This is a genomic window from Streptomyces sp. 8N616, assembly GCF_052246385.1.
Taxonomy (GTDB): Bacteria; Actinomycetota; Actinomycetes; order Streptomycetales; family Streptomycetaceae; genus Streptomyces.
In genome coordinates, this window is sequence record NZ_JBQQBY010000037.1 from 57,453 (window position 1) to 81,499 (window position 24,047).

The 24,047-nt window shown below is 71.3% G+C and carries 21 protein-coding genes, 2 tRNA genes and 1 pseudogene; 12 read left to right on the top strand and 12 right to left on the bottom strand.

Annotation, left to right across the window (positions count from 1 at the left end; all coding sequences use genetic code 11):
• Window positions 1-100: 100 nt before the first annotated feature.
• Window positions 101-829, bottom strand: a complete 729-nt coding sequence (locus tag ACTWQC_RS28400; RefSeq protein WP_443318680.1) for a SanA/YdcF family protein — start codon at window positions 827-829, stop codon at window positions 101-103.
• A 215-nt stretch (window positions 830-1,044) separates the two neighbouring features.
• Here ACTWQC_RS28400 and ACTWQC_RS28405 point away from each other — a divergent pair, with 215 nt between their 5' ends.
• The 7 genes from ACTWQC_RS28405 (at window position 1,045) to ACTWQC_RS28435 (ending at window position 9,663) form a co-directional block, all read left to right on the top strand.
• The gene (locus ACTWQC_RS28405; protein WP_443318681.1) at window positions 1,045-2,055 is read left to right on the top strand and encodes a sirohydrochlorin chelatase; all 1,011 of its coding nucleotides are present in this window, start codon (window positions 1,045-1,047) and stop codon (window positions 2,053-2,055) included.
• Between the two features lie 243 nt (window positions 2,056-2,298).
• The gene (locus ACTWQC_RS28410; RefSeq protein WP_443318682.1) at window positions 2,299-3,663 is read left to right on the top strand and encodes a deoxyguanosinetriphosphate triphosphohydrolase; all 1,365 of its coding nucleotides are present in this window, start codon (window positions 2,299-2,301) and stop codon (window positions 3,661-3,663) included.
• Window positions 3,664-3,683: 20 nt separating this feature from the next.
• Window positions 3,684-3,857: a hypothetical protein gene (locus tag ACTWQC_RS28415; RefSeq protein ID WP_443318683.1), complete on the top strand. Its 174-nt coding sequence runs from the start codon at window positions 3,684-3,686 to the stop codon at window positions 3,855-3,857.
• A 60-nt stretch (window positions 3,858-3,917) separates the two neighbouring features.
• Window positions 3,918-5,192: an NAD(P)/FAD-dependent oxidoreductase gene (locus ACTWQC_RS28420; RefSeq protein WP_443318684.1), complete on the top strand. Its 1,275-nt coding sequence runs from the start codon at window positions 3,918-3,920 to the stop codon at window positions 5,190-5,192.
• Window positions 5,192-6,190: a threo-3-hydroxy-L-aspartate ammonia-lyase gene (locus ACTWQC_RS28425; RefSeq protein ID WP_443318685.1), complete on the top strand. Its 999-nt coding sequence runs from the start codon at window positions 5,192-5,194 to the stop codon at window positions 6,188-6,190. The genes ACTWQC_RS28420 and ACTWQC_RS28425 overlap by 1 nt, the downstream gene beginning before the upstream one ends.
• Window positions 6,191-6,267: 77 nt before the next feature.
• A complete protein-coding gene (gene dnaG / locus ACTWQC_RS28430) occupies window positions 6,268-8,205 on the top strand; it encodes a DNA primase (RefSeq protein WP_443318686.1) in 1,938 nt (645 codons plus the stop codon).
• A gap of 210 nt (window positions 8,206-8,415) precedes the next feature.
• Window positions 8,416-9,663 (top strand): RNA polymerase sigma factor, encoded by a 1,248-nt coding sequence (locus tag ACTWQC_RS28435; protein ID WP_443318687.1) that lies wholly within the window; start codon window positions 8,416-8,418, stop codon window positions 9,661-9,663.
• Window positions 9,664-9,835: 172 nt separating this feature from the next.
• Here the strand turns inward: ACTWQC_RS28435 and ACTWQC_RS28440 are convergent, their stop codons facing one another.
• The 4 genes from ACTWQC_RS28440 to ACTWQC_RS28455 all read right to left on the bottom strand — a co-directional run bounded on the left by ACTWQC_RS28440 (window position 9,836) and on the right by ACTWQC_RS28455 (window position 15,739).
• Window positions 9,836-11,764, bottom strand: coding sequence for an ABC transporter ATP-binding protein (locus ACTWQC_RS28440; RefSeq protein ID WP_443318688.1), 1,929 nt, complete (start codon window positions 11,762-11,764; stop codon window positions 9,836-9,838).
• On the bottom strand, window positions 11,761-13,494 hold the full coding sequence (locus ACTWQC_RS28445; RefSeq protein WP_443318689.1) for an ABC transporter ATP-binding protein: 1,734 nt from the start codon (window positions 13,492-13,494) through the stop codon (window positions 11,761-11,763). The genes ACTWQC_RS28440 and ACTWQC_RS28445 overlap by 4 nt, the downstream gene beginning before the upstream one ends.
• A 207-nt stretch (window positions 13,495-13,701) precedes the next feature.
• Window positions 13,702-15,201, bottom strand: a complete 1,500-nt coding sequence (locus ACTWQC_RS28450; RefSeq protein WP_443318690.1) for an FGGY family carbohydrate kinase — start codon at window positions 15,199-15,201, stop codon at window positions 13,702-13,704.
• Window positions 15,202-15,439: 238 nt separating this feature from the next.
• Window positions 15,440-15,739, bottom strand: coding sequence for a YtxH domain-containing protein (locus ACTWQC_RS28455; RefSeq protein WP_443318691.1), 300 nt, complete (start codon window positions 15,737-15,739; stop codon window positions 15,440-15,442).
• Window positions 15,740-15,898: 159 nt separating this feature from the next.
• On the opposite strand from ACTWQC_RS28455, the gene ACTWQC_RS28460 reads away from it, so the two are divergent.
• A tRNA-Asn gene (locus ACTWQC_RS28460) sits at window positions 15,899-15,971 on the top strand.
• 179 nt (window positions 15,972-16,150) lie between these two features.
• Window positions 16,151-16,224: transfer RNA gene (locus ACTWQC_RS28465), tRNA-Ile, on the top strand.
• A gap of 150 nt (window positions 16,225-16,374) precedes the next feature.
• Here the strand turns inward: ACTWQC_RS28465 and ACTWQC_RS28470 are convergent.
• The 4 genes from ACTWQC_RS28470 to ACTWQC_RS28485 form a co-directional block, all read right to left on the bottom strand.
• Window positions 16,375-16,776: a hypothetical protein gene (locus ACTWQC_RS28470; protein WP_443318692.1), complete on the bottom strand. Its 402-nt coding sequence runs from the start codon at window positions 16,774-16,776 to the stop codon at window positions 16,375-16,377.
• Window positions 16,728-16,997: a tyrosine-type recombinase/integrase gene (locus ACTWQC_RS28475; protein ID WP_443318693.1), complete on the bottom strand. Its 270-nt coding sequence runs from the start codon at window positions 16,995-16,997 to the stop codon at window positions 16,728-16,730. The genes ACTWQC_RS28470 and ACTWQC_RS28475 overlap by 49 nt, the downstream gene beginning before the upstream one ends.
• Before the next feature lie 382 nt (window positions 16,998-17,379).
• Entirely contained in the window at window positions 17,380-17,724 is a 345-nt protein-coding gene (locus ACTWQC_RS28480; protein ID WP_443318694.1) for a transposase, read from the bottom strand.
• Window positions 17,725-17,969: 245 nt separating this feature from the next.
• Window positions 17,970-18,701: a DUF1775 domain-containing protein gene (locus ACTWQC_RS28485; RefSeq protein ID WP_443318695.1), complete on the bottom strand. Its 732-nt coding sequence runs from the start codon at window positions 18,699-18,701 to the stop codon at window positions 17,970-17,972.
• A 407-nt stretch (window positions 18,702-19,108) separates the two neighbouring features.
• Between ACTWQC_RS28485 and ACTWQC_RS28490 the strand changes: the two genes are divergently transcribed.
• The 3 genes and pseudogenes from ACTWQC_RS28490 to ACTWQC_RS28500 all read left to right on the top strand — a co-directional run bounded on the left by ACTWQC_RS28490 (window position 19,109) and on the right by ACTWQC_RS28500 (window position 20,867).
• Window positions 19,109-19,279: a hypothetical protein gene (locus ACTWQC_RS28490; RefSeq protein WP_443318696.1), complete on the top strand. Its 171-nt coding sequence runs from the start codon at window positions 19,109-19,111 to the stop codon at window positions 19,277-19,279.
• Between the two features lie 879 nt (window positions 19,280-20,158).
• Window positions 20,159-20,284, top strand: a pseudogene (locus ACTWQC_RS28495) (copper resistance D family protein); the annotation flags it as partial.
• Between the two features lie 85 nt (window positions 20,285-20,369).
• Window positions 20,370-20,867 carry a hypothetical protein gene (locus ACTWQC_RS28500; protein ID WP_443318697.1) on the top strand — a complete coding sequence of 166 codons (498 nt, stop codon included), beginning with the start codon at window positions 20,370-20,372 and terminating at the stop codon, window positions 20,865-20,867.
• A 168-nt stretch (window positions 20,868-21,035) separates the two neighbouring features.
• Here the strand turns inward: ACTWQC_RS28500 and ACTWQC_RS28505 are convergent, their stop codons facing one another.
• The 3 genes from ACTWQC_RS28505 to ACTWQC_RS28515 form a co-directional block, all read right to left on the bottom strand.
• Entirely contained in the window at window positions 21,036-21,296 is a 261-nt protein-coding gene (locus ACTWQC_RS28505) for a hypothetical protein (protein WP_443318708.1), read from the bottom strand.
• Window positions 21,297-21,711: 415 nt separating this feature from the next.
• The gene (locus tag ACTWQC_RS28510; protein WP_443318698.1) at window positions 21,712-22,755 is read right to left on the bottom strand and encodes a hypothetical protein; all 1,044 of its coding nucleotides are present in this window, start codon (window positions 22,753-22,755) and stop codon (window positions 21,712-21,714) included.
• Window positions 22,752-24,029: an MFS transporter gene (locus tag ACTWQC_RS28515; RefSeq protein ID WP_443318699.1), complete on the bottom strand. Its 1,278-nt coding sequence runs from the start codon at window positions 24,027-24,029 to the stop codon at window positions 22,752-22,754. Before ACTWQC_RS28515 ends, ACTWQC_RS28510 begins: the two co-directional genes overlap by 4 nt.
• Between the last annotated feature and the right edge of the window lie 18 nt (window positions 24,030-24,047).

Consider the following 24,047-nt stretch of genomic DNA (forward strand, 5'->3'; position numbering starts at 1 on the left):
GGACCGCCTCCGAGCTGCGCAAACGGCTCCCGGCAGACGTGCGGCCCCGCAGCTGACGCGCTCCCCGCAGCTCCGGACGTCGCCGTCCGTGTGGCACCCGTCACCCGGCCAGCGCCTGGGCGACCCCCGCCTCGCGCGGACCGAGGAAGTGCGGGTCGGGCCGCACCGCCGCGTCCAGCGCCGCCTTGCCCGACGCCGCGAGCTCCCGCACACCGCCGTACCACCAGGTGACATCACGCCGCTCGGCCACGCCGACGCCGTACGCGTCGATGCCCGCCGCCTCGCACAGCGCGAGCGCCCGGCGTATGTGGAACCCCTGGCTGATCAGCAGCGCCCGGTCCACCCCGAAGATCCGCTTGGCCCGCACGCACGAATCCCAGGTGTCGAATCCGGCGTAGTCGCGGACGATCCGGTCGCCGGGCACCCCGCGCGCGGTCAGATAGCCGCGCATCGCGTCCGGCTCGTCGTAATCGGAGCGGCTGTTGTCGCCCGTGACCAGGACGACCCGTATCTTCCCCGCCCGGTACAGCTCCGCGGCCGCGTCCAGCCGGTGCGCGAGGTACGGCGTCGGCTGCCCCTGCCACAGCCCCGCCCCGAAGACGACGGCCACCGGCGCCCGCGGCGCGTCGGCCACGGCCCGCACCCGGGCCGACGCCGTCGCATGCATCCACGTCGCCGGCAGCAGCGCCAGCGCGCACCCCAGCATCACGGCCTGCACCGCACGCCGTCTCCCCAGCCGCGTCCGCGGCAGGCGCAGGCGCAAGGGCAAGCGCAGATTCCCGATTCCGAAGCGCGGCAGTCGCAAGCGCGGCAGCCGAAGCCCTCGCATGGCCTCTCCCCCCTGATCGTCCTCGTCCCGCTCCCTATCTCCCTCACCTCCCTCGACGATCGGAAGGGCGAAAGAGTTCTCAGAACGCGTGATCGACCGGGAAGGACACCCGAACGAGCGACATCTCCGTCGCGGACCCCACCTGGTGAGGCACCCGAAATCAGGTGTCACCGCGGCGCAATAGCCCGGCAATCCCCGCTGGCCAGAATCTCTGCATGACGGCGTCGACACCTCCTCCAGGCTCAGCCCCTCCAGGAACCACCGTCCACCTCGACAGCACGGCGCAGCTCATGACCCAGATCACCGCACAGCTCAGCAGCCAGCTCCTGTCCGCCGGGACCCGCAGCCTGCGCCGCCAGGACGAGGACGGCCCGCACGAAGGCCGCAGCCCGCACGAGGCCCACCAGCCGCGGGAGGGCCGTCGGCCGGCCGCGCCACCGACGCTCGTCGCCGTCGCGCACGGCAGCCGCGACCCGAGAGCGCTGCGCACCGTCACCGCGCTCCTCGACCTCGTCCGCGCCATGCGCCCCGGCCTGCCCGTCCGGCTCGGGCACATCGAGCTCAACGACCCGCTGCTCGCGGACACGCTCGCCGGGCTGCGCGGCGAAGCCGTCCTCGTACCGCTGCTCTTCGGCCGCGGCTACCACGTCAAGCAGGACATTCCGCAGGCCGTCGCCGCGGCGCCGCACCTGGGCGCCCGGATCGCCGCCCCGCTCGGCCCGCACCCGCTCCTCGCCGAAGCCCTGCACTCCCGGCTCTCCGAAGCCGGCTGGCGCACGCCCGCCCGCGGTGCGGAAGATGCCCGCAGCGGCGTGGTCCTGGCGGCCGCCGGGTCCCTCGACCCCGAATCCGCCGCCGACACCACCCGTACGGCCGAGCTGCTGAGCGCCCGGCTCGGCGGCGTGCCCGTGCTGCCCGCCTACGCCTCCGCCGCCGCCCCGACCGTGCCCGAAGCGGTGTCCGCGCTCCGCGCCCGCGGCCGCGACCGCATCGCCGTCGCCTCGTACTTCACCGCACCCGGCCGGTTCGCCGTCCAGAGCGCGGCACAGGCCCCGGGCATCGCCGCCGCCCCGATCGGTGTGCACCCGGCCCTCGCCCGGCTCGTCCTGCACCGCTACGACCAGGCCCTCGCCGCATCACAGGGCGCCGCCCCGGGCGCCATCTCCGCCGCCGCGCCCGCTGCCGCCCTCGCCGTAGCCGGAGAGCCGCATCTCGCGACCGCCTGATCCCGCGACCGCCTGATCCCGTGACCGCCTGACCCCGCGCCCGCCTGACCCCGCGCCCGCCTGATCCCACGCCTGCCCGACTTCGCGACCGCCCGATCCCACGACCGCCTGATCCCGCGACTGCCGGTCCCGCCCAGCCGCCCGCCCGATCCCGCGCCCCGCAGCTGCACGCCCAGTCCCGGCGCCCCGTTATGACCGGGGCCGCCCGTCACGCCTGTCGGCTGCGCCCGTTACCGTCCCTATATGGCGGGTAACGACCGAACGGACGCATCCAGCGCGCACCATGCCCCACACACCGGGCACGCGGGACATGCAGGGCAGGCCCGGCCCCCGCACCCGTACAGCGACGCGGACACCGAGCGCTGGGCCGTCGAGCCCGACAAGCGCCCCGGCCGTACGGCCTTCCAGCGCGACCGCGCCCGCGTCCTGCACTCCGCCGCGCTGCGCCGCCTCGCAGGCAAGACCCAGGTCGTCACCCCCGGCGAGCGGACCCTCGGATGGGACGCCAGCCCCCGCACCCGACTGACCCACTCGCTCGAGTGCGCGCAGGTCGGCCGGGAACTCGGCGCCGCGCTCGGCTGCGACCCCGACCTCGTCGAGGCCGCCTGCCTCGCCCACGACCTCGGCCACCCGCCCTTCGGGCACAACGGCGAGCAGGTCCTCAACGACTTCGCCAAGGACTGCGGAGGCTTCGAGGGCAACGCACAGTCGCTCCGCCTCCTCGCCCGCCTCGAGCCCAAGCGGTTCATGCCCGGCGACGGCGGCGGAGAGCCGGTCAGCGTCGGGCTGAACCTCACCCGCGCGGCCCTGGACGCCGCCACCAAATACCCCTGGCCGCGCGGCGGCCACCCCACAGACCCCGACTCCCCGAAGTTCGGTGTCTACGAGGACGACCTGCCCGTGTTCACCTGGCTGCGACAGGGCGCCCCGCCACAGCGCCAGTGCTTCGAGGCCCAGGTGATGGACTGGTCCGACGACGTGGCCTACTCCGTCCACGACGTCGAGGACGGCCTGCACGCAGGCCACCTCGACCCCAACATGCTGCTCGCCGAGCCCGAGCGCCGGGAGATCTTCGCCTGCGCCGCCCGCCGCTACGCCCCGCCCGGCACGGAGCCTGCCGAGCTCGCCGAGGCCCTCGACCGGCTGGTCGACCAGCAGTGGTGGCCGCACGGCTACGACGGATCCGCCGTCGCCCAGGCCCGCCTGAAGGACGCGACCAGCCAGCTCATCGGCCGTTTCTGTCTCGCCGCGGAGGGCGCGACCCGCCAGGCGTACGGCAACGGCAGGCTCACCCGGTACGCCGCCGAGCTGGTCGTTCCGCGCAACGCCCGCCTGGAATGCGCGGTGCTCAAGGCCGTCGCCGACCTGTACGTCATGCAGCGTGCGGAGCAGGAACGGGTACGTGCAGAGCAGCGGATCATCCTGGCGGAGCTGGCGGAGGCGCTCAGCGCCCGCGCACCCGACGGCCTCGACCCGCAGTACCGCGCGCTGCACGCGGCCGCCGGGGACGACCGGGCGCGGCAGCGGGTCGTCGTCGACCAGATCGCCGCGCTCACCGACGCCTCGGCCCGCGGGCTGCACGCGCGCGTGGCGGGCGGGGCGCCGTAGGCGGCGGGCAGGAGTGCAGCGTGCAGAAGCGCGAGGTACCGGAGCGCAGCGGGCAGGAGCGCAATGTGCAGGAGCGCGAGGTGCAGCAGCCGAGTGGACAGGAGGGCATAAGCGGGAGCGCAGGGGGCACGGCGGCGACCGGCGCGGCGCAGTTCCCCTTCCCGCGGCACGCCCCGTGCGGGAGGCTCGCTTGAGGCGAGCAGTGCGGGGGACGATGGACACAGGCTTAATGCCCGGCAGCGAGGAGGCACCAAGTGGTCGACGCACATCAGACGTTCGTCATCGTCGGGGGAGGGCTGGCCGGGGCGAAGGCGGCCGAGACGCTGCGCTCGGAGGGCTTCACCGGCCGGGTCATCCTCATCTGCGACGAGCGCGACCACCCCTACGAGCGCCCGCCCCTGTCCAAGGGCTATCTCATCGGCAACGACGAGCGAGACAGCGTCTTCGTCCACGAGCCCGCCTGGTACGCCCAGGCCGAGATCGAGCTCCACCTCGGCCAGCCCGCCATCCGGCTCGACCGTAACGCCAAGGCCGTGACCCTCGGCGACGGCACCCGCATCCACTACGACAAGCTGCTGCTCGCCACCGGCGCGGAGCCCCGCCGCCTCGACATCCCCGGTACCGACCTCGCCGGAGTCCACCACCTGCGCAGGCTCGCCCATGCCGACCGGCTGCGCGGCGTCCTCGCCACCCTCGGCCGGGACAACGGCCACCTGGTCATCGCGGGCGCCGGCTGGATCGGCCTCGAAGTCGCGGCCGCGGCCCGCGGCTACGGCGCCGAGGTCACCGTCGTCGAGCCCCAGCCCACGCCGCTGCACACCGTCGTCGGCCCCGAGATGGGAGCGCTGCTCACCGATCTGCACAGCGAGCACGGAGTCCGCTTCCGCTTCGGCGTCCGGCTCACCGAGATCACGGGACAGGACGGCATGGTGCTCGCCGCCCGCACCGACGACGGCGAGGAGCAGCCGGCCCACAGCGTCCTCGCGGCGATCGGCGCCGCCCCGCGCACCGGCCTCGCCGAGGCCGCGGGCCTGGCCCTGGTCGACCGGGCCGACGGCGGCGGCATCGCCGTCGATGCCACCCTGCGCACCTCCGACCCGGACATCTACGCGGCCGGGGACGTGGCCGCCGCCGAGCACCCGCTCTTCGGCGCCCGGATCCGCGTCGAGCACTGGGCCAACGCTCTCAACGGCGGCCCGGCGGCGGCCCGCGCCATGCTCGGCCGGCAGGTGTCGTACGACAGGGTGCCGTACTTCTTCTCCGACCAGTACGACGTCGGGCTCGAGTACTCCGGCTACGCGCCCCCCGGCTCGTACGACCAGGTGCTGCTCCGCGGCGACGTCGCCAAGCGCGAGTTCATCGCCTTCTGGCTCAGCGAGGGGCGGGTCCTGGCGGGCATGAACGTCAACGTCTGGGACGTCACCGAGCCGATCCAGCAGCTCATCCGCTCCGGGCAGCCCGTCGACCAGGACGCGCTCGCCGACCCTGCCGTCCCCTTGGCCTCGCTGATCGCGGGACAAGGCGCCTGATGGGCCACGCGGACACGGCCTCCGGCGCGCGCGCCGACACGCCGCCCGTCACCTTCGACGACATACGGGACGCCGCCGAACGGCTCAAGGGTGTCGCCCACCGCACCCCCGTGCTGCGCTCCAGGACCCTCGACCGCCTCGTCGGCGCCGAGACCTTCCTCAAGTGCGAGAACTTCCAGCGGATCGGCGCCTTCAAGTTCCGCGGCGCCTACAACGCGATCTCGCGGCTGTCGCCCGCTCAGCTGAGCCGCGGCGTCGCCGCGTACTCCTCGGGCAACCACGCCCAGGCGGTCGCGCTGGCGGCCCGGGAGGCCGGCAGCACCGCGGTCATCGTCATGCCCGAGGACGCACCCCCGTCCAAGGTCGCGGCGACGGCCGGATACGGGGCCGAGATCGTCACCTACGACCGCTACACCGGCGACCGCGTGGCCATCGGCGAGCAGCTGGCGGCGGAGCGCGGCCTCGCGCTGATCCCTCCGTACGAGCATCCGCACGTCATCGCGGGGCAAGGCACGGTCGGTCTGGAGCTGATGGAGGAGGCCGGTGAGCTCGACGCGCTGCTGACCCCGGTCGGGGGCGGCGGGCTGATGGCGGGCTGCGCCACGGCCGCGACCGCGCTCGCCCCCCGTATCCGCATGATCGGGGTCGAGCCGGAGGCGGGGGACGACACCAAGCGGTCGCTGGAGGCCGGGCACCGGGTGTCCATTCCCGTGCCGCGGACCATCGCCGACGGCCAAGCGCTCCAGACTCCGGGCGAGTTGGCGTTCTCGATCAACCAGCGGCTGCTCGAGGACGTGCTGCTGGTCAGCGACGACGAGATCCTCGCAGCGATGCGGCTGGCCTTCGAGCGGCTGAAGATCGTGATCGAGCCCAGCGGCGCAACCGCGCTCGCCGCGCTGCTGGCCGGGAAGCTCGACCCGCTGCCGCCCCGCGTCGGAGTGGTGATCTCCGGCGGGAACATCGGGCTGCCGCGGTTCCTGGAGCTGATGGGCGGCTGAGGGCTCGGCCGGCCGGCGGGGCGTGGTCGCCTGACGCGCCGCGCGGGGCTGTCGGACCCCGGCCGTAGAATTCACGCGTGGCAGGCAGGATCATCGATGACGACGTGAAGGCGGTCAGGGACGCGGTCCCGATCGACGCCGTCGTATCCGAGTACCTCCAGCTGCGCAACGCCGGAGGCGGAAACCTCAAAGGGCTCTGCCCCTTTCATGATGAGAAGTCCCCCTCCTTTCATGTCAGTCCGAGCAAGGGGCTCTACCACTGCTTCGGCTGCCAAGAGGGCGGCGACACCCTCGACTTCATCATGAAGGTCGACCACCTGTCCTTCTCCGAGGCCGTCGAGCGGCTCGCCGCCCAGGCCGGGATCACCCTCCGCTACGAGGAGGGCGGCTACACCCCAGGACGCCAGCAGGGCGAGCGGATCCGGCTCGTCGAGGCCCACAAGATCGCCACGCAGTTCTACATCGAGCAGCTCGAAAGACCAGAGGCCGAGATCGGCCGTACGTTCCTGGCCTGCCGCGGCTTCGACCAGGCCGCCGCCCAGCACTTCGCGGTCGGCTACGCCCCGGCCGGCTGGGACCACCTCGTCCGCTTCCTACGCGGCCGCGGCTTCAGCGACAAGGAGCTGATCCTCTCCGGCCTCGCCCAGGACGGCCGCCGCGGCCCCATCGACCGCTTCCGCGGCCGTCTGATGTGGCCCATCCGGGACATCACCGGCGAGGTCGTCGGCTTCGGCGCCCGCAAGCTCCGCGAGGACGACAACGGACCCAAGTACCTCAACACCCCCGAGACCCCGCTCTACAAGAAGTCCCACGTTCTGTACGGCATCGACCTCGCCAAGAAGGACATCGCCAAGACCAGCCGCGCCGTCGTCGTCGAGGGCTACACGGACGTCATGGCCTGTCACCTCGCCGGGGTCACCACCGCCATCGCCACCTGCGGCACCGCCTTCGGAGGCGACCATGTGAAGATCCTGCGGCGGCTGCTGATGGACAACGCCGCCGCGGAGGTGGTCTTCACCTTCGACGGCGACGCCGCCGGGCAGAAGGCTGCGCTCCGCGCCTTCGAGGACGACCAGAAGTTCGCCGCCGAGACCTCCATCGCCATCACCCCCGGCGGCATGGACCCCTGCGAACTCCGCCTCGCGGAAGGCGACGACGCGGTCAAGGCCCTGGTCGACTCCCGCACCCCGCTCTTCGCCTTCGCGCTGAAGTCCATCGTCTCCCGCTACAACCTGGACACCGAGGAAGGGCGCATCGCCGCCGTCGACGCCGCGGTGCCCGTCGTCGCGGCGATCAAGAACACCGGGCTGCGCGACCGTTACGCGATCCGGCTCGTCGGCATGGTCGGCATCAACAGCCAGGCCGAGGAGCAGGCCATCATCCGGCGGGTGCGCGCCCTGGCCCGCAGTCGCGACAGCCACGGCCATGACGGACCCCAGGACCGTGGCCGTACGGGCCATCGCGGCGCGCCGGGGCAGCGGCCGCCCGCCCAGCCCGCAGGCGCCGGGCCCGGCCCCCAGCCGTCGCGCGGCCCGGCCCTGAACCTCCGCAGCCCGGCCCACCGCGTCGAGCGCGAGCTGCTCAAACTCGCCCTCCAGCGCCCGGACTTGGTCTCCCCGGCCTTCGACGCCTACGGCGCCGACGAGTTCACCGCCCCGCCCTACGCGACCGTCCGGCTGGCCATCGAGGCGGCCGGGGGAGCGTCGGCGGCCGACGGTGACTATCTGGCGCGGGTCCGCGAGGCCGCCCCCGACGACTCGGTGCGCGCCCTGGTCACCGAGCTCGCGGTCGAGCCGCTGCACACCCGCCGCGACCCCGACGAGCTGTACGCGGGCACGCAGCTGGTGGCCGTACGGCTCGCCGCGGTGAACCGCCGGGTGGCCGAACTCCACGCCCAGCTCCGCAGGCTGGAGAGCGGGCAGCAGTCTTCGGCCGTGGTCGCGGTCCAGAACGAGCTCAAGGTGCTCCAGGACTACGGCAGGTCTCTCCAGGACCGCGGCGCCGCAGCGCTCTAGTCCGCCGGCAGTCCCGCCTGCCCTCAGGCCGCCCGCAGCCCGCCCGCAGCCCGCCCCCGGGGCCGCCCGCCGTCCGACCGCCGTGGCCCACCGCCCCCTGATCCCATGCGAGTTGCTGTAGTCGCCCGGACGCGCCGGGTCACATTCCTCTCAGAAAGTGGACGCAGACCTCTCGTGGCGGGCATGTGTCGTACTCCACACTGGTGAGCGGTGCCTGAGTCATCGGAGCGCGGCGGGCCCGGTCGGTCGGGACCGGAAGCCCCTGCGGATCCGCATCAGACGTACGGGACGGACGGCGGCCCGGCCGCAACCGTTCCGCTGCCGCATGCCCCCGATCCGGCAGCGCTCACCCTGGAGGTCGCCCCCGTGCAGACCCAGACCCAGCCCCTGAACGGCGCGCTCACCACGGTGCCGCCGCAGACCCTCGTCCCCCGCCGTCCGGAGTCCGGCGGCGCGCCCCCGCCGGCGCCCGAAGTCGCCGGGATAGCCGCCGAGATCCTCGTCGAGGAGATAGCCCCCGTGCTGCCGCCGCGCATCGACACCGGCGGGCCGTCCTCCGACCTGTTCCGCCAGTACCTCCGCGAAATCGGCCGGATCCCGCTGCTCTCCGCGGCCGAAGAGGTCGAACTCGCCTGCCGCGTCGAGGCCGGGCTCTTCGCCGAGGAGAAGCTCAGCAACACCCCCGACCTCGACTCCCAGCTCGCCGTCGACCTCGACAAGCTGGTCGTCCTCGGCCGGATGGCCAAGCGCCGCCTCATCGAGGCCAACCTCCGCCTGGTCGTGTCGGTCGCCAAGCGCTACATCGGCCGCGGCCTGACCATGCTCGACCTCGTCCAGGAGGGCAACCTCGGCCTGATCAGAGCCGTCGAGAAGTTCGACTACGCCCGCGGCTTCAAGTTCTCCACCTATGCCACCTGGTGGATCCGCCAGGCCATGTCCCGAGCCCTCGCCGACCAGGCACGTACGATCCGCGTGCCCGTCCACGTCGTCGAACTGATCAACCGGGTCGTGCGGGTGCAGCGCCGGATGCTCCAGGAGCGCGGCTACGAGCCCAGTCCCGAAGAGGTCGCCGCTCACCTCGACCTCTCCGAGGAGCGGGTCAGCGAGGTGCTGCGGCTGGCCCAGGAACCAGTGTCGCTGCACGCCCCCGTCGGCGAGGAGGAGGACGTCGCCCTCGGCGATCTCATCGAGGACGGCGACGCCACCTCACCCGTCGAGTCCGCCGCATTCCTGCTGCTGCGCGAGCACTTGGAGGCCGTGCTCTCCACGCTCGGCGAGCGCGAACGCAAGGTCGTGCAGCTGCGGTACGGGCTGGCCGACGGGCGGCCACGCACGCTCGAGGAGATCGGCCGCATCTTCGGCGTGACCCGCGAGCGGATCCGCCAGATCGAGTCCAAGACCCTCAACAAGCTCCGCGACCACGCCTTCGCGGAGCAGCTGCGCGGCTACCTCGACTGAGCCGGGACCGACAGGGCCCCGCCGACCATTTCGAGTGGGTCGCCTCCCGCATCGAGTCGGCGCACTCCGGTGTGCGTAGCATCGAGCGCCTTCCCCCGGGGGACCCCCATGGCAGTCCTCCCGCTCCGCTCCACGCCAACTTGCATCCACGCAGGTCAAGGGCGGTGCGGGGTCAGTCGACCTCCGCCACCGCCTGCGCGAACTGGGCCGCGTACAGCCTGGCGTAGGCGCCGTCCGCCGCCAGCAGCTCCGCGTGTGTGCCCTGCTCCACGATCGACCCGTTCTCCATCACCAGGATCACGTCGGCGTCGCGGATCGTGGACAGCCGGTGGGCGATGACGAAGCTGGTCCTGCCGTGGCTGAGGTTCGCCATGGCCCGCTGGATCAGCACCTCGGTGCGGGTGTCCACCGAGCTGGTCGCCTCGTCGAGCACCAGGATCACCGGGTCGGAGAGGAAGGCACGGGCGATGGTGATCAGCTGCTTCTCGCCCGCGCTGACGCCCGTACCCTCGTCGTCGATCACCGTGTCGTAGCCGTCGGGCAGGGTGCGGATGAAGCGGTCGGCGTGCGCGGCCCGCGCCGACTCCTCGATCTGCTCGCGCGTCGCCTTCTCGCTCCCGTACGCGATGTTCTCCGCGATCGTGCCGCCGAACAGCCAGGTGTCCTGGAGCACCATGCCGATCCCGGAGCGCAGTTCCTCCCGCGACATCGCCGCTGCGTCCACCCCGTCGAGGGTGATCCGGCCGCCGCTCACCTCGTAGAACCGCATCAGCAGATTGACGAGCGTGGTCTTGCCGGCACCGGTCGGGCCGACGATGGCGACCGTCTGGCCCGGCTCGACCGTCAGCGACAGGTCCTCGATGAGCGGCTTGTCCGGCTCGTAACGGAAGGACACCTCCTCCAGCGCGACCTTGCCGCGTGCCTCCAACGGCCGCTGCGAGGAGGCCGGTTCGGGCGACTGCTCGTCCGCGTCCAGCAGCTCGAAGACCCGCTCGGCGGACGCCACGCCCGACTGCACGAGGTTCGCCATCGAGGCGACCTGCGTCAGCGGCATGGAGAACTGCCGGGAGTACTGGATGAAGGCCTGCACGTCACCGATGGACAGCGCACCCGAGGCGACCCGCAGCCCGCCGACGACCGCCACCAGGACGTAGTTGAGGTTGCTGACGAACATCATCAGCGGCTGCATGCTCCCGCTGATGAACTGCGCCTTGAAACCGGCCTTGAAGAGGGCGTCGTTCTGTTCGGCGAAGGCCCGAGCCGACTCCTCCTGCCGCCCGAAGACCTTCACCAGGGTGTGCCCGGTGTACATCTCCTCGATGTGCGCGTTCAGCTTGCCGGTGGACCTCCACTGCTGCACGAACTCCGGCTGCGCCCGCTTGCCCGCCCGGGTCGCCACGAAGGCCGACAGCGGTACGGTCACCAGCGCGACCAGCGCCAGCAGCGGCGAGATCCAGAACATCATCACCAGCACGCCCACGATCGTCAGCAGGGAGTTGATGAGCTGTCCCATCGTCTGCTGCAGCGTCTGGCCGATGTTGTCGATGTCGTTGGTGGCCCGGCTGAGCACCTCACCCCGCTTCTGCCGGTCGAAGTACGACAGCGGCAGCCGCGACAGCTTCGCCTGCACCTGCTCGCGCATCCGGAACACAGTGCGGTTGATGGCCCGGTTGGACAGCCGGGTGGCGACCAGCATCAGCACCCCGGCGACCAGGAAGATGGCGAGCGCGGACAGCAGGACGCCGCCCACCGCACCGAAGTCGATGCCCTGCCCCGGCGTGAAGTCCGTCCCCGAGAGCATGTCGGCGACTCCTTCGTCGCCCCGGTCCCGCATGCCCTGGAGCGCCTGCTCCTTGGTGAGCCCGTCCGGCATCCGCTCCCCGACGATCCCCGCGAAGACCAGGTCGGTGGCGTCGCCGAGGATCTTCGGCCCGGCCACCGAGAGCGCGACGCTGCCCACCCCGGCCGCCAGCATCGCGTACAGCGTGACCCGCTCCGGCCTGAACTGCCGCAGCAGCCGTTTGCCCGACCCCTTGAAGTCCATCGAGCGCTGAGCGGGACCCCCGCCCATCATGCGCGCCATCGGTCCCCCGCCGCTCATGCCGCCTCTGCCTCCGTCAACTGGGAGAGCACGATCTCCCGGTAGGTCTGGTTGCCGTCCATCAGTTCGTGGTGATGCCCGGTGCCGACGACCCGGCCCTCGTCGAGGACCACGATCCGGTCGGCGTCGCGGATCGTGGACACCCGCTGGGCCACGATCACCACGGTCGCCTCCGCCGTCTCGCGCGCCAGCGCCGCCCGCAGGGCCGCGTCCGTCGCGTAGTCCAGCGCGGAGAAGGAATCGTCGAAGAGATAGATCTCCGGGCGCTGCACCAGAGTCCGCGCGATCGCCAGTCGCTGCCGCTGCCCGCCGGAGACGTTCGTGCCGCCCTGCGCGATGGGCGCGTTCAGCCCGCCCTCCAGCCGGGACACGAAGTCCTTCGCCTGCGCCACCTCCAGCGCGTGCCACAGCTCCTCGTCCGTCGCGTCGGGCCGCCCGTACCGCAGGTTCGTCGCGACCGTCCCGGAGAAGAGATACGGCTTCTGCGGCACAAGCCCCACGGTCCTCGCCAGCAGTACGGGGTCCAGCGTCCGTACGTCCTCGCCGTCGACCAGCACCTGACCGCCCGTTGCGTCGAACAGCCGCGGTACGAGCCCCAGCAGCGTCGACTTGCCGCTGCCCGTCGACCCGATGACCGCCGTGGTCTCGCCGGGCCGCGCGACCAGATCGACGCCGTGCAGCACCGGCGCCTCCGCGCCCGGGTAGCGGAAGTCCGCACCGCGTACGGCGAGATGGCCGTGGCGCGCGAGGCGGGTCACCGGCTCGGTGGGCGGCACCACGCTCGACTCGGTGTCCAGCACCTCCTCGATGCGCTCGGCGCACACCTCGGCCCGCGGCACCATCATGAACATGAAGGTGGCCATCATCACGGCCATCACGATCTGCATCAGATAGGCGAGGAACGCGGTCAGCGCGCCGATCTGCATCCCACCGCCGTCGATCCGGTGCGCACCGAACCAGACCACGGCAACGCTGGAGAGGTTCACCACCGTCATCACCGTCGGGAACATCAGCGCCATCAGTCGCCCGGTGGACAGCGACACATCGGTGAGTTCGGTGTTGGCCCTGCCGAATCGCTCCTGCTCGTACGTGTCGCGCACGAAGGCCCGGATCACGCGGTTGCCGGTGATCTGTTCGCGCAGCACCCGGTTGACCGTGTCGAGGCGCACCTGCATGGTGCGGAACAGCGGCCGCATTTTCCGGATGATCAGGCTCACGGCCACACCCAGCACCGGCACGACCGCCAGCAGTACGGCGGACAGCTGCACATCCTGCCCGAGCGCCATGATGATCCCGCCCACGCACATGATCGGCGCCGAGACCATCAGCGTGAACGCCATGAGCACCAGCATCTGCACCTGCTGGACGTCATTGGTGGTCCGGGTGATCAGCGAGGGCGCCCCGAAGGTCCCCACCTCGCGGGCCGAGAAGCTCTGCACCCGGTCGAAGACGGCCGCCCGCACGTCCCTTCCCAGAGCCGAGGCGGTGCGCGCTCCGAAGTAGACGGCTCCGACGTTGCCGACCACCTGAAGCAGGCTGACGGCGATCATGATGCCGCCGAACTGCAGGATGTAGCCCGTATCGCCCTGTACGACACCGTTATCGATGATGTCGGCGTTGAGGGTCGGCAGGTAGAGGGTGGCGGTCGTCTGCACGAGCTGCAGCAGAACGAGCCAGGCTATGGGGCGTCTGTACGGCCCGAGGTGCGTCCGCAGGAGTCGGATCAGCACAAGGAGTCTCCCTTCGGTCGGTGCCTGTGCACTGCGCTCCAGGGGGACAACCTTGCTGCCTCAACTTCGGTTGAGGTCAAATGAGTTTCGTTGCAATCCGCGCTCTGCGCCCCCGTCTGCCCTACGTTATCCGCCAGTGGGCGAACGCTCCGGGGCGGGCCTGTGGGACGGGCCCGTGAGGCGCCGTCCGCCTCCGGCCCGGGGTCGTTATCCGGACCTGGCGAAGGAGCCCGGGTGGGTCTCCTCGCGCACCGCCGCGAACTGCTGCCGTACGGCCTGTCCCACCGCGAGCCCGTCGCCCGGATCGTCCGTGGGATCCGCCGAACCCGGCTCGAAGACCTGCGCCGAGGGCCCTTGCCAGAGCGGAGGCTGCTGCGGTGACAACCTGCCCTCCGCAACGCCGAGGGCCCAGGCCGCCTGCCGGGCCGCGCCCAGCGCCGCGTAGTCGGCGGCCTGCGGGAAGACCACCTGCGCCCCGAAGAGCGCGGGCGCCATGGCCTGCACGGCCGGCAGCTCGGCGGCCGCACCGAGGAGGAACACCCGCTGGACGGCGACCCCGCGGGCGCGCAGCACGTCCAGCGCGTCCGCCAGACCGCACAGCATGCCCTCGAACGCCGCCCGCGCCAGGTGCTCCGGCTTCATGCTCTCCCGCCGCAGGCCCGCGAGGGTCCCGGCGGTGTGCGGCAGGTACGGGGTCCGCTCGCCCTCGAGGTAGGGGAGCAGCACCAGGCCGTGCGAGCCGGGCGTCGACTTGAGCGCGAGCGCGGACAGCCCGTCCAGGTCCGTGCCGAGCAGCTCGGCGGTCCCGCGCAGCACGCGCACCGCGTTCAGCGTGTGCACGACGGGCAGGTGCATGCCGGTCGCGTCGGCGAAGGAGGTGATCGTCCCCGTCGAGTCCGCCAGGGCCTCCTGGTGCACGGCGAAGATCGACCCGGAGGCGCCGAGCGAGACCACCGCGTCGCCGAGACCGACCCCGAGCCCGAAGGACGCGGCCATCGTCTCGCCCGTACCGGCGGAGATCAGCAGCCCCTCGGGCGTCGTGCCCGCGGGCTCGGCGGGGCCGAGCACATCCGGCAGGGCCACGGAGCGGCCGAGCGCCAGCTCGACGAGATCCGGGCGGTACGCGCCGGTGGCCGCCGACCAGTAGCCGGTGGCCGAGGCGCCACCCCGGTCGGTGGTCTGCCGCGCGGGCCGCCCCAGCAGCTGCCACACCAGCCAGTCGTGCGGCTGCAGCACGGCGGCGGTGCGCCGGGCCGAGTCGGGCTCGCTCCGCGCCAGCCAGCGCAGCTTGGCCACGGGCTGCGCGGCCGTCGGCACGGCCCCCACGGCCTCGGCCCATGCCGTACGCCCGCCCAGCGCGTCGATCAGATCGGCGGCCGCGGACTGCGCCCGCTTGTCGTTGCCGAGCAGTGCGGGCCGTACGAGGGAGCCGTCGGTGTCGAGCGGCACAAGGCCGTGCTGCTGGGCGGACACCCCGATGGCCTGCACGCCCTCGAGCACCCCACCGGTCGCCGCCTCACCGAGCGACATCAGCCACGCCTGCGGATCGATCTCGGTCCGCTTCTTCCCGCCGCCGCTGGTGGCGTCCCCCTCACCGTCGGTGGGGTGCGGGGCGTACCCCTGCCTGAGCACGGCACCGGTGTCGGTGTCGCAGACGACGATGCGTGTGTACTCGGACGAGCTGTCCAGACCGGCGACTATCCCCATGCGGACAGATGATGCCGTACCGCTCGCACTCTGCGACCGGCACGGCAGACGGTATGTCGGACCGCCGCTCCGCGTGGCCGGATGCTGCCCTTGTTGTACGGCGTTATACGGCCCCGCGCCCGCTCGGCGGGCGCCCCGACGTGACAGTGATCACATGGGCAGGCAGGGCGGACAGGCCCGGTCAGAGGCCTGGAACCGGCCGGTCCGCCGCAGGTGCGGAGCCGGCCGGGCCGTGGCGTTACGTGTTGGTGGTGCCCCAGTCGTCCTCTTCCGGTGCGCGCTGGTCGCGCAGTGAGCGGACGCGGTCCGTGACCGAGCTCGGGAGGCGGTCGCCCACTCTGGCGCTGACCGATTCCACCGCCCTCGACGCGACGCGGCGCCCATTTGTCGCCGCGGCCTCCGCGGCGTTACGGACCGCCGGGTTCTGGGCGACCTGCCGCGCGGACTTGAGCAGCTGCTCGTACCGCTCCCGCCCCGCGTGCGCCCCCAGCACGTAACCGACAGCCAGACCGGTGATGAACGTGAGCCGGTACCGCATGGCTTCCACCCTTCACTCGACGCGTACAGAGCGCATGCCCCGCCGGGCGGGCACCGATGCGAATACGGATTTCGGGGCACCCCCTGGCATGCGCTAATGTATTGCTCGCAGCGAGGGAACGCCCGCGGAGAAACAGCTGGGCGGATCCGAGCGGAGCAGTCCCCTGTAGCTCAATTGGCAGAGCAGCCGGCTGTTAACCGGCAGGTTACTGGTTCGAGTCCAGTCGGGGGAGCACAGGATGAAGGCCCCCGCCCGGGGGGCCTTTTTTCATGGCTTCACGGACCCGGGAACCGCGGGCACCGTGATCGATGTCCTCCAGTCCGGGTGACCGCAGCCCACACGGGCGGCAGATCCTATGAGCAGCTATGCTGCGGCAGACGGCGCGCACAGATGTGCGCGGCGCGCCGATACGGGGCGGTAGCTCAGCCGGTTAGAGCAGCGGACTCATAATCCGTCGGTCGTGGGTTCGAGTCCCACCCGCCCCACCCCGGCGCCCGCTCGCAAAAACGTTCTGACCTGCATAAACGCAGAAGTGAGGGCCTTCGGCGCATCGCCGAGGGCCCTCACTGTAGCCCCGAACCAAGATCCAGGGGCCCTACAGGGGCCCGGAGGGTCCCGGTCGCGTCACGGAGGCCCTACGCGGCCTCCCCGCGCGCTTTCTGATCTTGTCCCTCGGTGTCACCCGCGGCAGGCGGCTGGGGACTCCATCCTTCGGGGGCCGTGCCCATCGCGCGGTCGACGAAGAAGCGGATGAGCGTGAACTGCGGCCGCTCGTCTTCCGGGTATTGGTCGTTGAGGTTGTCCACCCGGAAGACCTCGAGGCCTTCGCTCGCGCAGTGGTCCCGTATCCACTTCGTCGCAGCGTTGGTTGCGTGCTCCGGGCCGCCGGCGGTTCTGGGCTCGCCGAGCAGGTCCCCGTCGTGCCGGGTCTTCGCCCCGATGACCCAGCGTCCGCCGCTGTAGCGGGCGCCATGGGCGTTGAGGACGACTACGTCGTCGCGGAACGCCTGGCTCGGGATGTCGAGCGGCTGGCGCACGTCGTAGGAGACGTCGCGGGGTTCGCGGACGTGATGGACTCGGCTTCACGGCGTGCGAGCTGGGGCAGGACGCTGGTGTAGGTGTCCGAGGTGATCTGGCGTGAGCTGTATCCCAGCCGCTCCTGGACCACCTTGATGTCGTTGCCTTCGAGCAGGGACAGGCTGGCCGAGATGTGCCGAAGGTCGTGGAGGCGGACCGGGGGCAGGCCGGACAGCTCCACAGGCGCTTGAAGCGTCGGCTCACCCAGTCCGGGTGGAGAGCATCGCGGTCTCGTGGGTGAAGACGCGGTCGGACTCGATCCAGGCTTCTGCTCCGGACCACTCCTCGCGCGACTGGTTCTGCTTCGCGCGCCACTGCGTCAGGACTTCATCCCCTCGCGCTGGAGCTGGTGCCAGACCTTGCGGGCTCCATAGACCCCGTAGTTGGTCTCGTGGATCGCCGGATCTCGGCGGCCAGTTCGGCGTCGCGCAGGGATCGGGCCGAGGGCGGGCGGCGCTTGGACGCGTAGTACGTCGGGGCCGCAACCGGGGTGCCGGCCCACGCCAACGTGCGGCAGATCGGCTCCACGCCGAAGCGGTCGCGATGGGTGTCGATGAAGCGGATCAGCGCGGCGGTCGGGGGTCGAGTCCGGCTGCGAAAAAAGCGGCGGCGGCCTTGAGGATGTCGTTCGCGCGCCGTAGTTCGGCGTTCTCTTTCTCCAGTTGCCGGATCCGCTCGGACTCCCGGCAGGCGGCCGCGGCCTGCGGGTCTCTCCGGGCTTCGTCCTTCTTCACCCAGTGCCGCAGGGCCTGGGGATGGATCCCCAGCAGGTCGCCGACCTCCCGGATGATCCCCGGCCGCCCCTGGGTCTCGCGTTGCTTCTCGGCGACCATCCGCACCGCTCGCTCGATCAGCTCCGGTGGGTACTTCCGCTGGCAGGCATGGCCGCATCCTTCCAGGATCAGCACCCTCTACCGAACCCGGAACGGTTCACTGGCGGGTGTACTGGAGACCGCGATATTCAGCCCTCGGCGTGCCCGGCATGCAAGAGGATGGTCGCCATGAGTCCTTCGGTCCGTCGCGTCGTGCTCGCCGTGGCCGTGCTGGCCGTGGCCATCACCGCCTTCGCCGGAGGAACCTGGCTCATCAGCCAGTTCTGAGTGCGTCGGCTGCCCCGCGGCCGCCACACCGCGGCCGCGGGGCAGCCGCGCGATCAGGACCCGCCTACGGCCTTACGGCTCTTCCACCACCACAGGCCGCCGATCAGAGCGAGCAGGACAGCTCCGATGGCCACCGGAAGCGCGGCGGGCGACCCGTCGTCCTTCTTCTCTGCCGCGTTCGCGCCTTGAGCGGCATCGTCGGCGTTCGAGGCCGATGTCTCCGTTTCGCTCGGAGCCGGGGAGGGCGTCTTTGCGGTGGGGCTCCGGTCGGCGGGTTTGGCGTCCGGTGCCGCGGGCTTCAGTTCGAGGATGGGTGCGGAGTTGCCGTGCCCGTGGCCGCTGGACTTCTCCAGCTCGATCCAGCGGTCCACCCGCCCGTCGCTGTAACTCTGCAGGGTCTTGAAGGCCAGGGACTTCGCCTTCGGCAGCTGCCGGATCGTGACGGTGTATTCGGCGTCCTCGCCCTTGGCGACGGCCGGACCGGAGACGGTGTAGCTGTCGTCGTCGCGGGTCAGCTTCCAGCCCTTGGGCCCCTCGCCGTACGTGACGTCGTCGGGGGTGATGCCCTCGGGGAGGAAGGCCTGCAGCTTGGTGATGCCTGCGCTGCTGGACTCCGACTCGGCCACGAAGGTCAGCGTGACGTCCTCGGCCAGGGCGCGCGCGTCCTTCGCGGACACCTCCACGTGCGCGAAGGCGGGGGCGGCGAGAGCGACGGTTGCCGACAGAGCGACAGCGGTGATAGCGGCGAGACGGCGCGCAGAGTGCGCACGGGTGGTGCGGGACAAGGAAACTCCCATGGTCGTGAGGTGGTTCCCGGGCAGGTGCTACGCCCCGGCCCGGGTCATGCGGTGAGGTCGAACCCCGCCGCAGGGGGACCTCGGCGCACCACCGTGTACGCCAGTGCTACGACTTCATGACGAGTCGGCCGCCCTCGCACCCAGGCCGGCCGCAGGGGGCGGCGGCCGACCGGCCGTGTCGGCATCAGTCGCCGCAAGATCCTGATCACGACGGCCGCGATGGCCTGGCGAGCCGTACCCGCCAGGCGGGCCACCCCATGGCAAGCGGCATCCGCACGGTGCAGACACCAGCCCACGATCAGCGCCGCGGCGGTGTGAGCAGCCACCATCCACGTGCCGTGGTGCCCGGCGTGCCACGCCTCGTGGGCGTGGAGTGAAGCCTGATGCACTGGCCCGTGACCGACGTGATTGACATGTCCAGCGGACGATTGACCTGTGACGTGTGCAGGAACCGCCCGGTCACCGAGCTGCGCCAGCACCACATGCAGGCCCGCCTGGGCGCCGATGGTCGCCAGGGCCACTGCTGGCAAGGACTGGAAAGCTGGGGCGACCGCGGCGCCGAATGAGTAGAGCAGCCCCGCCGCCAGCAGCGTGCCCGGCCATGGCACCGGTCCACCGGACACCAGGTGGTGTCCGGCCACGGCGAGGACGGTGCTGACCATCGTGAACACCGACGCCCGGGCAACGCAGATCCGCGCGTCGGCGGCCGACCAGCAGTCGACCCGGCGTGCAGCTCGGGGGGAGGAGGGCGTCCACGGCATGGCCGCTCCATCATGAGGCATCCCCAGGGTCCCTACAGGCGCTCCGGCCGAACGCCCGCATTGTCCGCAGGTCTTCCCCGTGTGCGTCGCGGCGACGATATCGGGGGCCTTCGTCCGCCGACCGTCGCCAGACAGCGGGACACCTCCCACCTGTACGTTGAGGGTCCATGCCAGGCTGGAGGAGTCACGCCCCGCCGAGACCAAACGTGTTGGGGCGCACCACGGGGCCAGCCACATCGGCCAGGACGACGGTGCCAGGCGCCGGAACGCAGGTGCGCCCGCTCCTGCGCGAGGGTCGTGGCCTACCGTCTCGGCGTGAGCAGGTACAGCGCGCGGTGCCGACGCACCTGAACAGAGCCTGGACCCGTCCCGTACTCAAGACCGCGTCGTCTCGTCGAACGCTCGAACCGCAGCCAGCGTGCAGGGCCGGTAGCCGGTTCCGCATCCCTCCTGCGGACCGCTCCCTCACGGCAGGTGTGCCTGCGGCACCGAAGAGAATCACCCGCCGAACCGCGGAGCAGCCCGGCAGATGACCCGCGTCGAGGGGGCGACCGGGCACGTCGGAGACAACCGCGCCACCGCCCACGTGGAAACTCGAAACGCGCCTGCCCCAGGGCACCTTCACGGTGTCATGGAAAGCCACTTCCGCCGAACGCCACCCCATCGGCGAGGCGTTCGTCAGCGGCCGGTCACGCCTCGACGGGCATCCAGGTGGCGCCGGCGCTGCCGGTGGACGCATTGCATCTGCTCGCCATGGCTGTGTGGCTGGGCGGCCTGGCCGCCATGCTCACCGTGATGTACCGGGCGCCCGCCGCGGGGAGCCTCGACGCGGACACCGTGGCTCGAGCGCGCGGGGGAACCAGTCGCCGCATCCGCTTCGTCGCCCATCAGCAGGATGGACGGGGCGTCAGGTGCTGCGTGGGGGGCGGGCCTTTCTGACGGTGGCAACTCATCCACCGTTTCCGAAGCCACACAGGAGGAGGGGAGCCCGTCGCTGCGACGTCGTCTGCGCCGCTCGGTAGCCGTCGAGACCCTCATCGCCGTTGCAGTGCTGGCGCTCACTGTCTCGCTCACCAGCACCGAGCCGGGGCGCACTGCGAAGCAGAATGCGGCCGCATCGGTATCCGGGGCCCCGGCCCCACCCCCGGCCGGGAGCTTCGGCCTCGTGTCGTTCACGGTTCCTTTCGACACCGGCGCACCCAACGGTACCGGCAGGGGGAAGGTGGAGATCAATGTCAGCCCGGGCCGTACCGGTCGGAACGAACCCCAGGCAGTCGTCTTCGGACCGGACGACGGCATCGTGACCGTGCCCGAGATGCGGATCACATTCACCAGCACCGCAAAGAACATCGGCCCGCTGGACACGAAGATCAAGAATGCTGGTGGTTATTGAGAGAGCGGAGACCTCCAGCTCCCTACGGCCGGCGAGTGGGAAGTCGCTGTCACGGTGCGCACGTCGGAGATCGACCAGGCCACCGAAACCAAGACGGTGAAGATCGATTAGATCATTGCCCCTGCTTCCTGAGGGGGGCCGGAGCCCCGATCCTCGTCTCACTGCCCGTCAGGCAGCGTGGTGGGCCAGCTCGGCGTGCGGCTTGGCGACGCCGGGAACGGGGGCGGGATCGGCGTGGACCAGCGCGGCCGTCAGTCGGGGGACCTCCTCGGGCCGTGTCTGTCGGGGAGGATCGCGATGGCAGGTCTGCTGCAGCGGCTTCAGGAACGGGAGGACGCCGCCCGCGCGGGTGGAGCGGCTGCGCGAGGAGGCCGCCCGGATGGCCGGGGAATTGGGCGCCGCCGAGGAGGTGTTGAACCGGTTGATCATCACTCGGGAGGCGATCGACGAGGTGTTGGCTGAGCCCGAGGGGGGCGCAGATGCCGTCGCGCCGGCGGTGCCCGCCTTGCCGATCGGGGTGTTGCTCGTGCCGCACCCGCACTCCCGGGACGACGGTGGAGGAGCTGCCGGTCTCCTACCGTGACGGGATGGAGGTGCTCGCCCGCGTCGATCGGCCGCAGCGGGCCGCGACCGACACCGGGAGAGCGGGCGATAACCTGCAGTTCTCCGCGATCGCGCGGCCATTCCGCGATCGCGCGGCCATTCCGCGATCGCGCGGCCATTCCGCGATCAGGCGGTCTCCGCGTGGGGATCGCAGCCACGCGGTCTCCGCGTGGGGATCGCAGCCCCAGCCTGCCATTGGTGTGGCAGGCCCTTGGTTTCTGGTTTCCCCCATCGGGTGTGATCAGCCGAGCGCGGCGGGGGAGTGGGCGTCGCGCAGCAGCAGCTTTGGTTTGCCGGAGCCGTCGGCGAGTACGGTCCAGAGGTCTTTGGTGCCGTCGTCGTGTTGCTGGGCGTAGGCGAGGGTGGAGTTGTCCAGCCAGGCCGCTTGGTCGTCCACGCTGCGGGTTTCGGCCGTGCGGGTGACTCGGTTGGTGGCGAGGTCGAGCACGGAGAGCCGCCAGCCCCGGGTCGAGTCGCCGTTGATCGGTGCTTTGAACGCGATCCTGGTCCCGTCGGGCGAGAGCGAGGGGCATTCGACGTGGTCGCGCAGGGTGCGGACGGTTCGCGCGGCGAAGTCACCTTGGACCAGGTAGCGGTGACCCTTGGTGTACATGGTTGCGTAGAAGGTGTTGTCGTCGTCGGTGAAGGTCACTCCCCAGTAGTTGACGTCGACCGACTGATATGGCTTGCCGTCCTTGGTGACGGCGAAGGTTTCCAGTGTCTTGAACAGGGTTCCCGTCTTGGTGTCGTAGATCCCGGTGCGGGTGGAGAAGTCGAGGGTGGCGTAGCTGTCGCCGCCGACGAAGGCGGTCCAGGAGACCATGCGGCCGCTGGTCGAGACGCGGACCCGGTTGGGGATGCCGCTGACCGGGATGGCTTTGCGCTCCTTGAGGTCCGCATCGAGGACGCGCATCGTCACGGTGCCGAGTATCCCGTCGGCGTAGAGGCAGGCGACGGTACCCGCGGCGGCGTAGATGCGATCGCACTTGGTCTTCGACACCGCGCGGGTGCCGCCCGGGTTGTCCCTGTCGACCGTGGTCACCTGCCCGGTGCTCATCAGGGTCAGTAGCCGCGGGCCCGGCGCCAGCGACACCGTCTGGGCTGTGGCGGGCGCGTCGGGGGCCTTGGCCGATGAGCTGAGCCGGACGTAGCCGATCGCGACGCCGGCGAGTGCGATGGTGGCGGCCACCGTGGTGGCGATGCGAGCCGTGCGCCCGAACCGGCGCCGTGCGGGTGCTGGGATCAGCTGCGGCGTCTCGGTGTCGATCGTGGACTGCTCGCTCATGCGGTCACCTCGGTGTCGGTAGTGGTGGTGGATTGGTTGATCAGCAGGAATGCCGTGGCCACAACGGCCAGCACCGCAACGGCGGCGGCGCACCGGCTGGCGGTGACCGGGCCCCACAGCTGCCATGCGAGTCCGAACAGGACTGAGGAGGCGAGGTAGGCGAGGGCCTGTCCGGTCTGGATCAGCGCGATGCCGGTGGTGCGCAGATGTTCGGGCAGCACCGGACCTGCCAGCGCCATCAGTACGCCGTCGGTCGCTGCGTAGAAGAAGCCGTAGAGGAGCAGCACCAGTGCCAGGAGTGGCCAGCCGTGCAGTGGGCCGAACAGGAGCAGGTAGACGACGACCAGCGTGGTGTAGCCGCCGAGCACGATGGGCACCCGGCCGATCCGGTCGGCCAGCGCCCCGATGGGGATCGCCAGCAGGAGATAGGCCAGGCTGGTGCCGACCGCGAGCAGGGGGAACCAGCCGAGTGAGATCTCCTCTCGGCGTTGGAGGAGCAGGTAGACGAAACCGTCGCCGATGACGGCGAAGCCGAGCAGACACGCCGCGATGAGCAGCCGGCGCACCGGCGCGGCCCGCAGCAGTGTCAGGGCCTCCCGGTGGGAGACCACGGCGGTGGGTGGGCGTTCATCGTGCCGGTCCCGGACGAAGAGCACGAGAATCAGCACGCCGAGCGCGGCGATGCAGAAGCTGGTGACCAGGACGGCGTCGAAGGCCTGGCCCGCGGCCGCCAGCACGGCCAGCGCGACCAGCGGCCCCAGGAACGCGCCGAAACTGTCCATCGCCCGGTGCACGCCGAACGCGCGCCCCAGTGCCTGCGGCGGGGCCGACAGGGTGATCAGAGCGTCCCGCGGCGCGGTACGGAGACCTTTGCCCGCCCGGTCGACGGCGATGACCAGCCCGATGGAGCCGGCCGAGCGGCCGACCGCGAGCAGCCCGAGCTTGGCCAGCGCCGACATCGCGTATCCGACGCCCGCCACCGCTTTGGGTTTGCGGACCCGATCCGCGACGTACCCGCCGACGAGCCGCAGCAGCGCCGTGGCGCCGGTGTAGATCCCGTCGATCATGCCGTAGGCCAGAGGACTCATCGAGAGCCCGAAGACCAGGTACACCGGCAGGATTGCGGTGACCATTTCGGCGGAGATGTCGGTCAGCAGGCTGACCGTGCCGAGCGCGAACACGTTGCCGCCGACGACCGTGAGCCCGCGTCGGCGGGAGCGGTCTGCGGTGTGCGGGTCGTCGGCCACGGGCCGGCCGATCGAGGACAGATACATGCGGGCGGACCTTTCGGG

Coding starts and splice junctions, on each gene's coding strand:
- ACTWQC_RS28515 (WP_443318699.1), bottom strand. CDS start 24,029: ATGTATCTGTCCTCGATCGGCCGGCCCGTGGCCGACGACCCGCACACC.
- ACTWQC_RS28455 (WP_443318691.1), bottom strand. CDS start 15,739: ATGCGGTACCGGCTCACGTTCATCACCGGTCTGGCTGTCGGTTACGTG.
- ACTWQC_RS28505 (WP_443318708.1), bottom strand. CDS start 21,296: ATGATCAACCGGTTCAACACCTCCTCGGCGGCGCCCAATTCCCCGGCC.
- ACTWQC_RS28410 (WP_443318682.1), top strand. CDS start 2,299: ATGGCGGGTAACGACCGAACGGACGCATCCAGCGCGCACCATGCCCCA.
- ACTWQC_RS28440 (WP_443318688.1), bottom strand. CDS start 11,764: ATGAGCGGCGGGGGACCGATGGCGCGCATGATGGGCGGGGGTCCCGCT.
- ACTWQC_RS28400 (WP_443318680.1), bottom strand. CDS start 829: ATGCGAGGGCTTCGGCTGCCGCGCTTGCGACTGCCGCGCTTCGGAATC.
- ACTWQC_RS28425 (WP_443318685.1), top strand. CDS start 5,192: ATGGGCCACGCGGACACGGCCTCCGGCGCGCGCGCCGACACGCCGCCC.
- ACTWQC_RS28510 (WP_443318698.1), bottom strand. CDS start 22,755: ATGAGCGAGCAGTCCACGATCGACACCGAGACGCCGCAGCTGATCCCA.
- ACTWQC_RS28500 (WP_443318697.1), top strand. CDS start 20,370: ATGGACGGGGCGTCAGGTGCTGCGTGGGGGGCGGGCCTTTCTGACGGT.
- ACTWQC_RS28450 (WP_443318690.1), bottom strand. CDS start 15,201: ATGGGGATAGTCGCCGGTCTGGACAGCTCGTCCGAGTACACACGCATC.
- ACTWQC_RS28405 (WP_443318681.1), top strand. CDS start 1,045: ATGACGGCGTCGACACCTCCTCCAGGCTCAGCCCCTCCAGGAACCACC.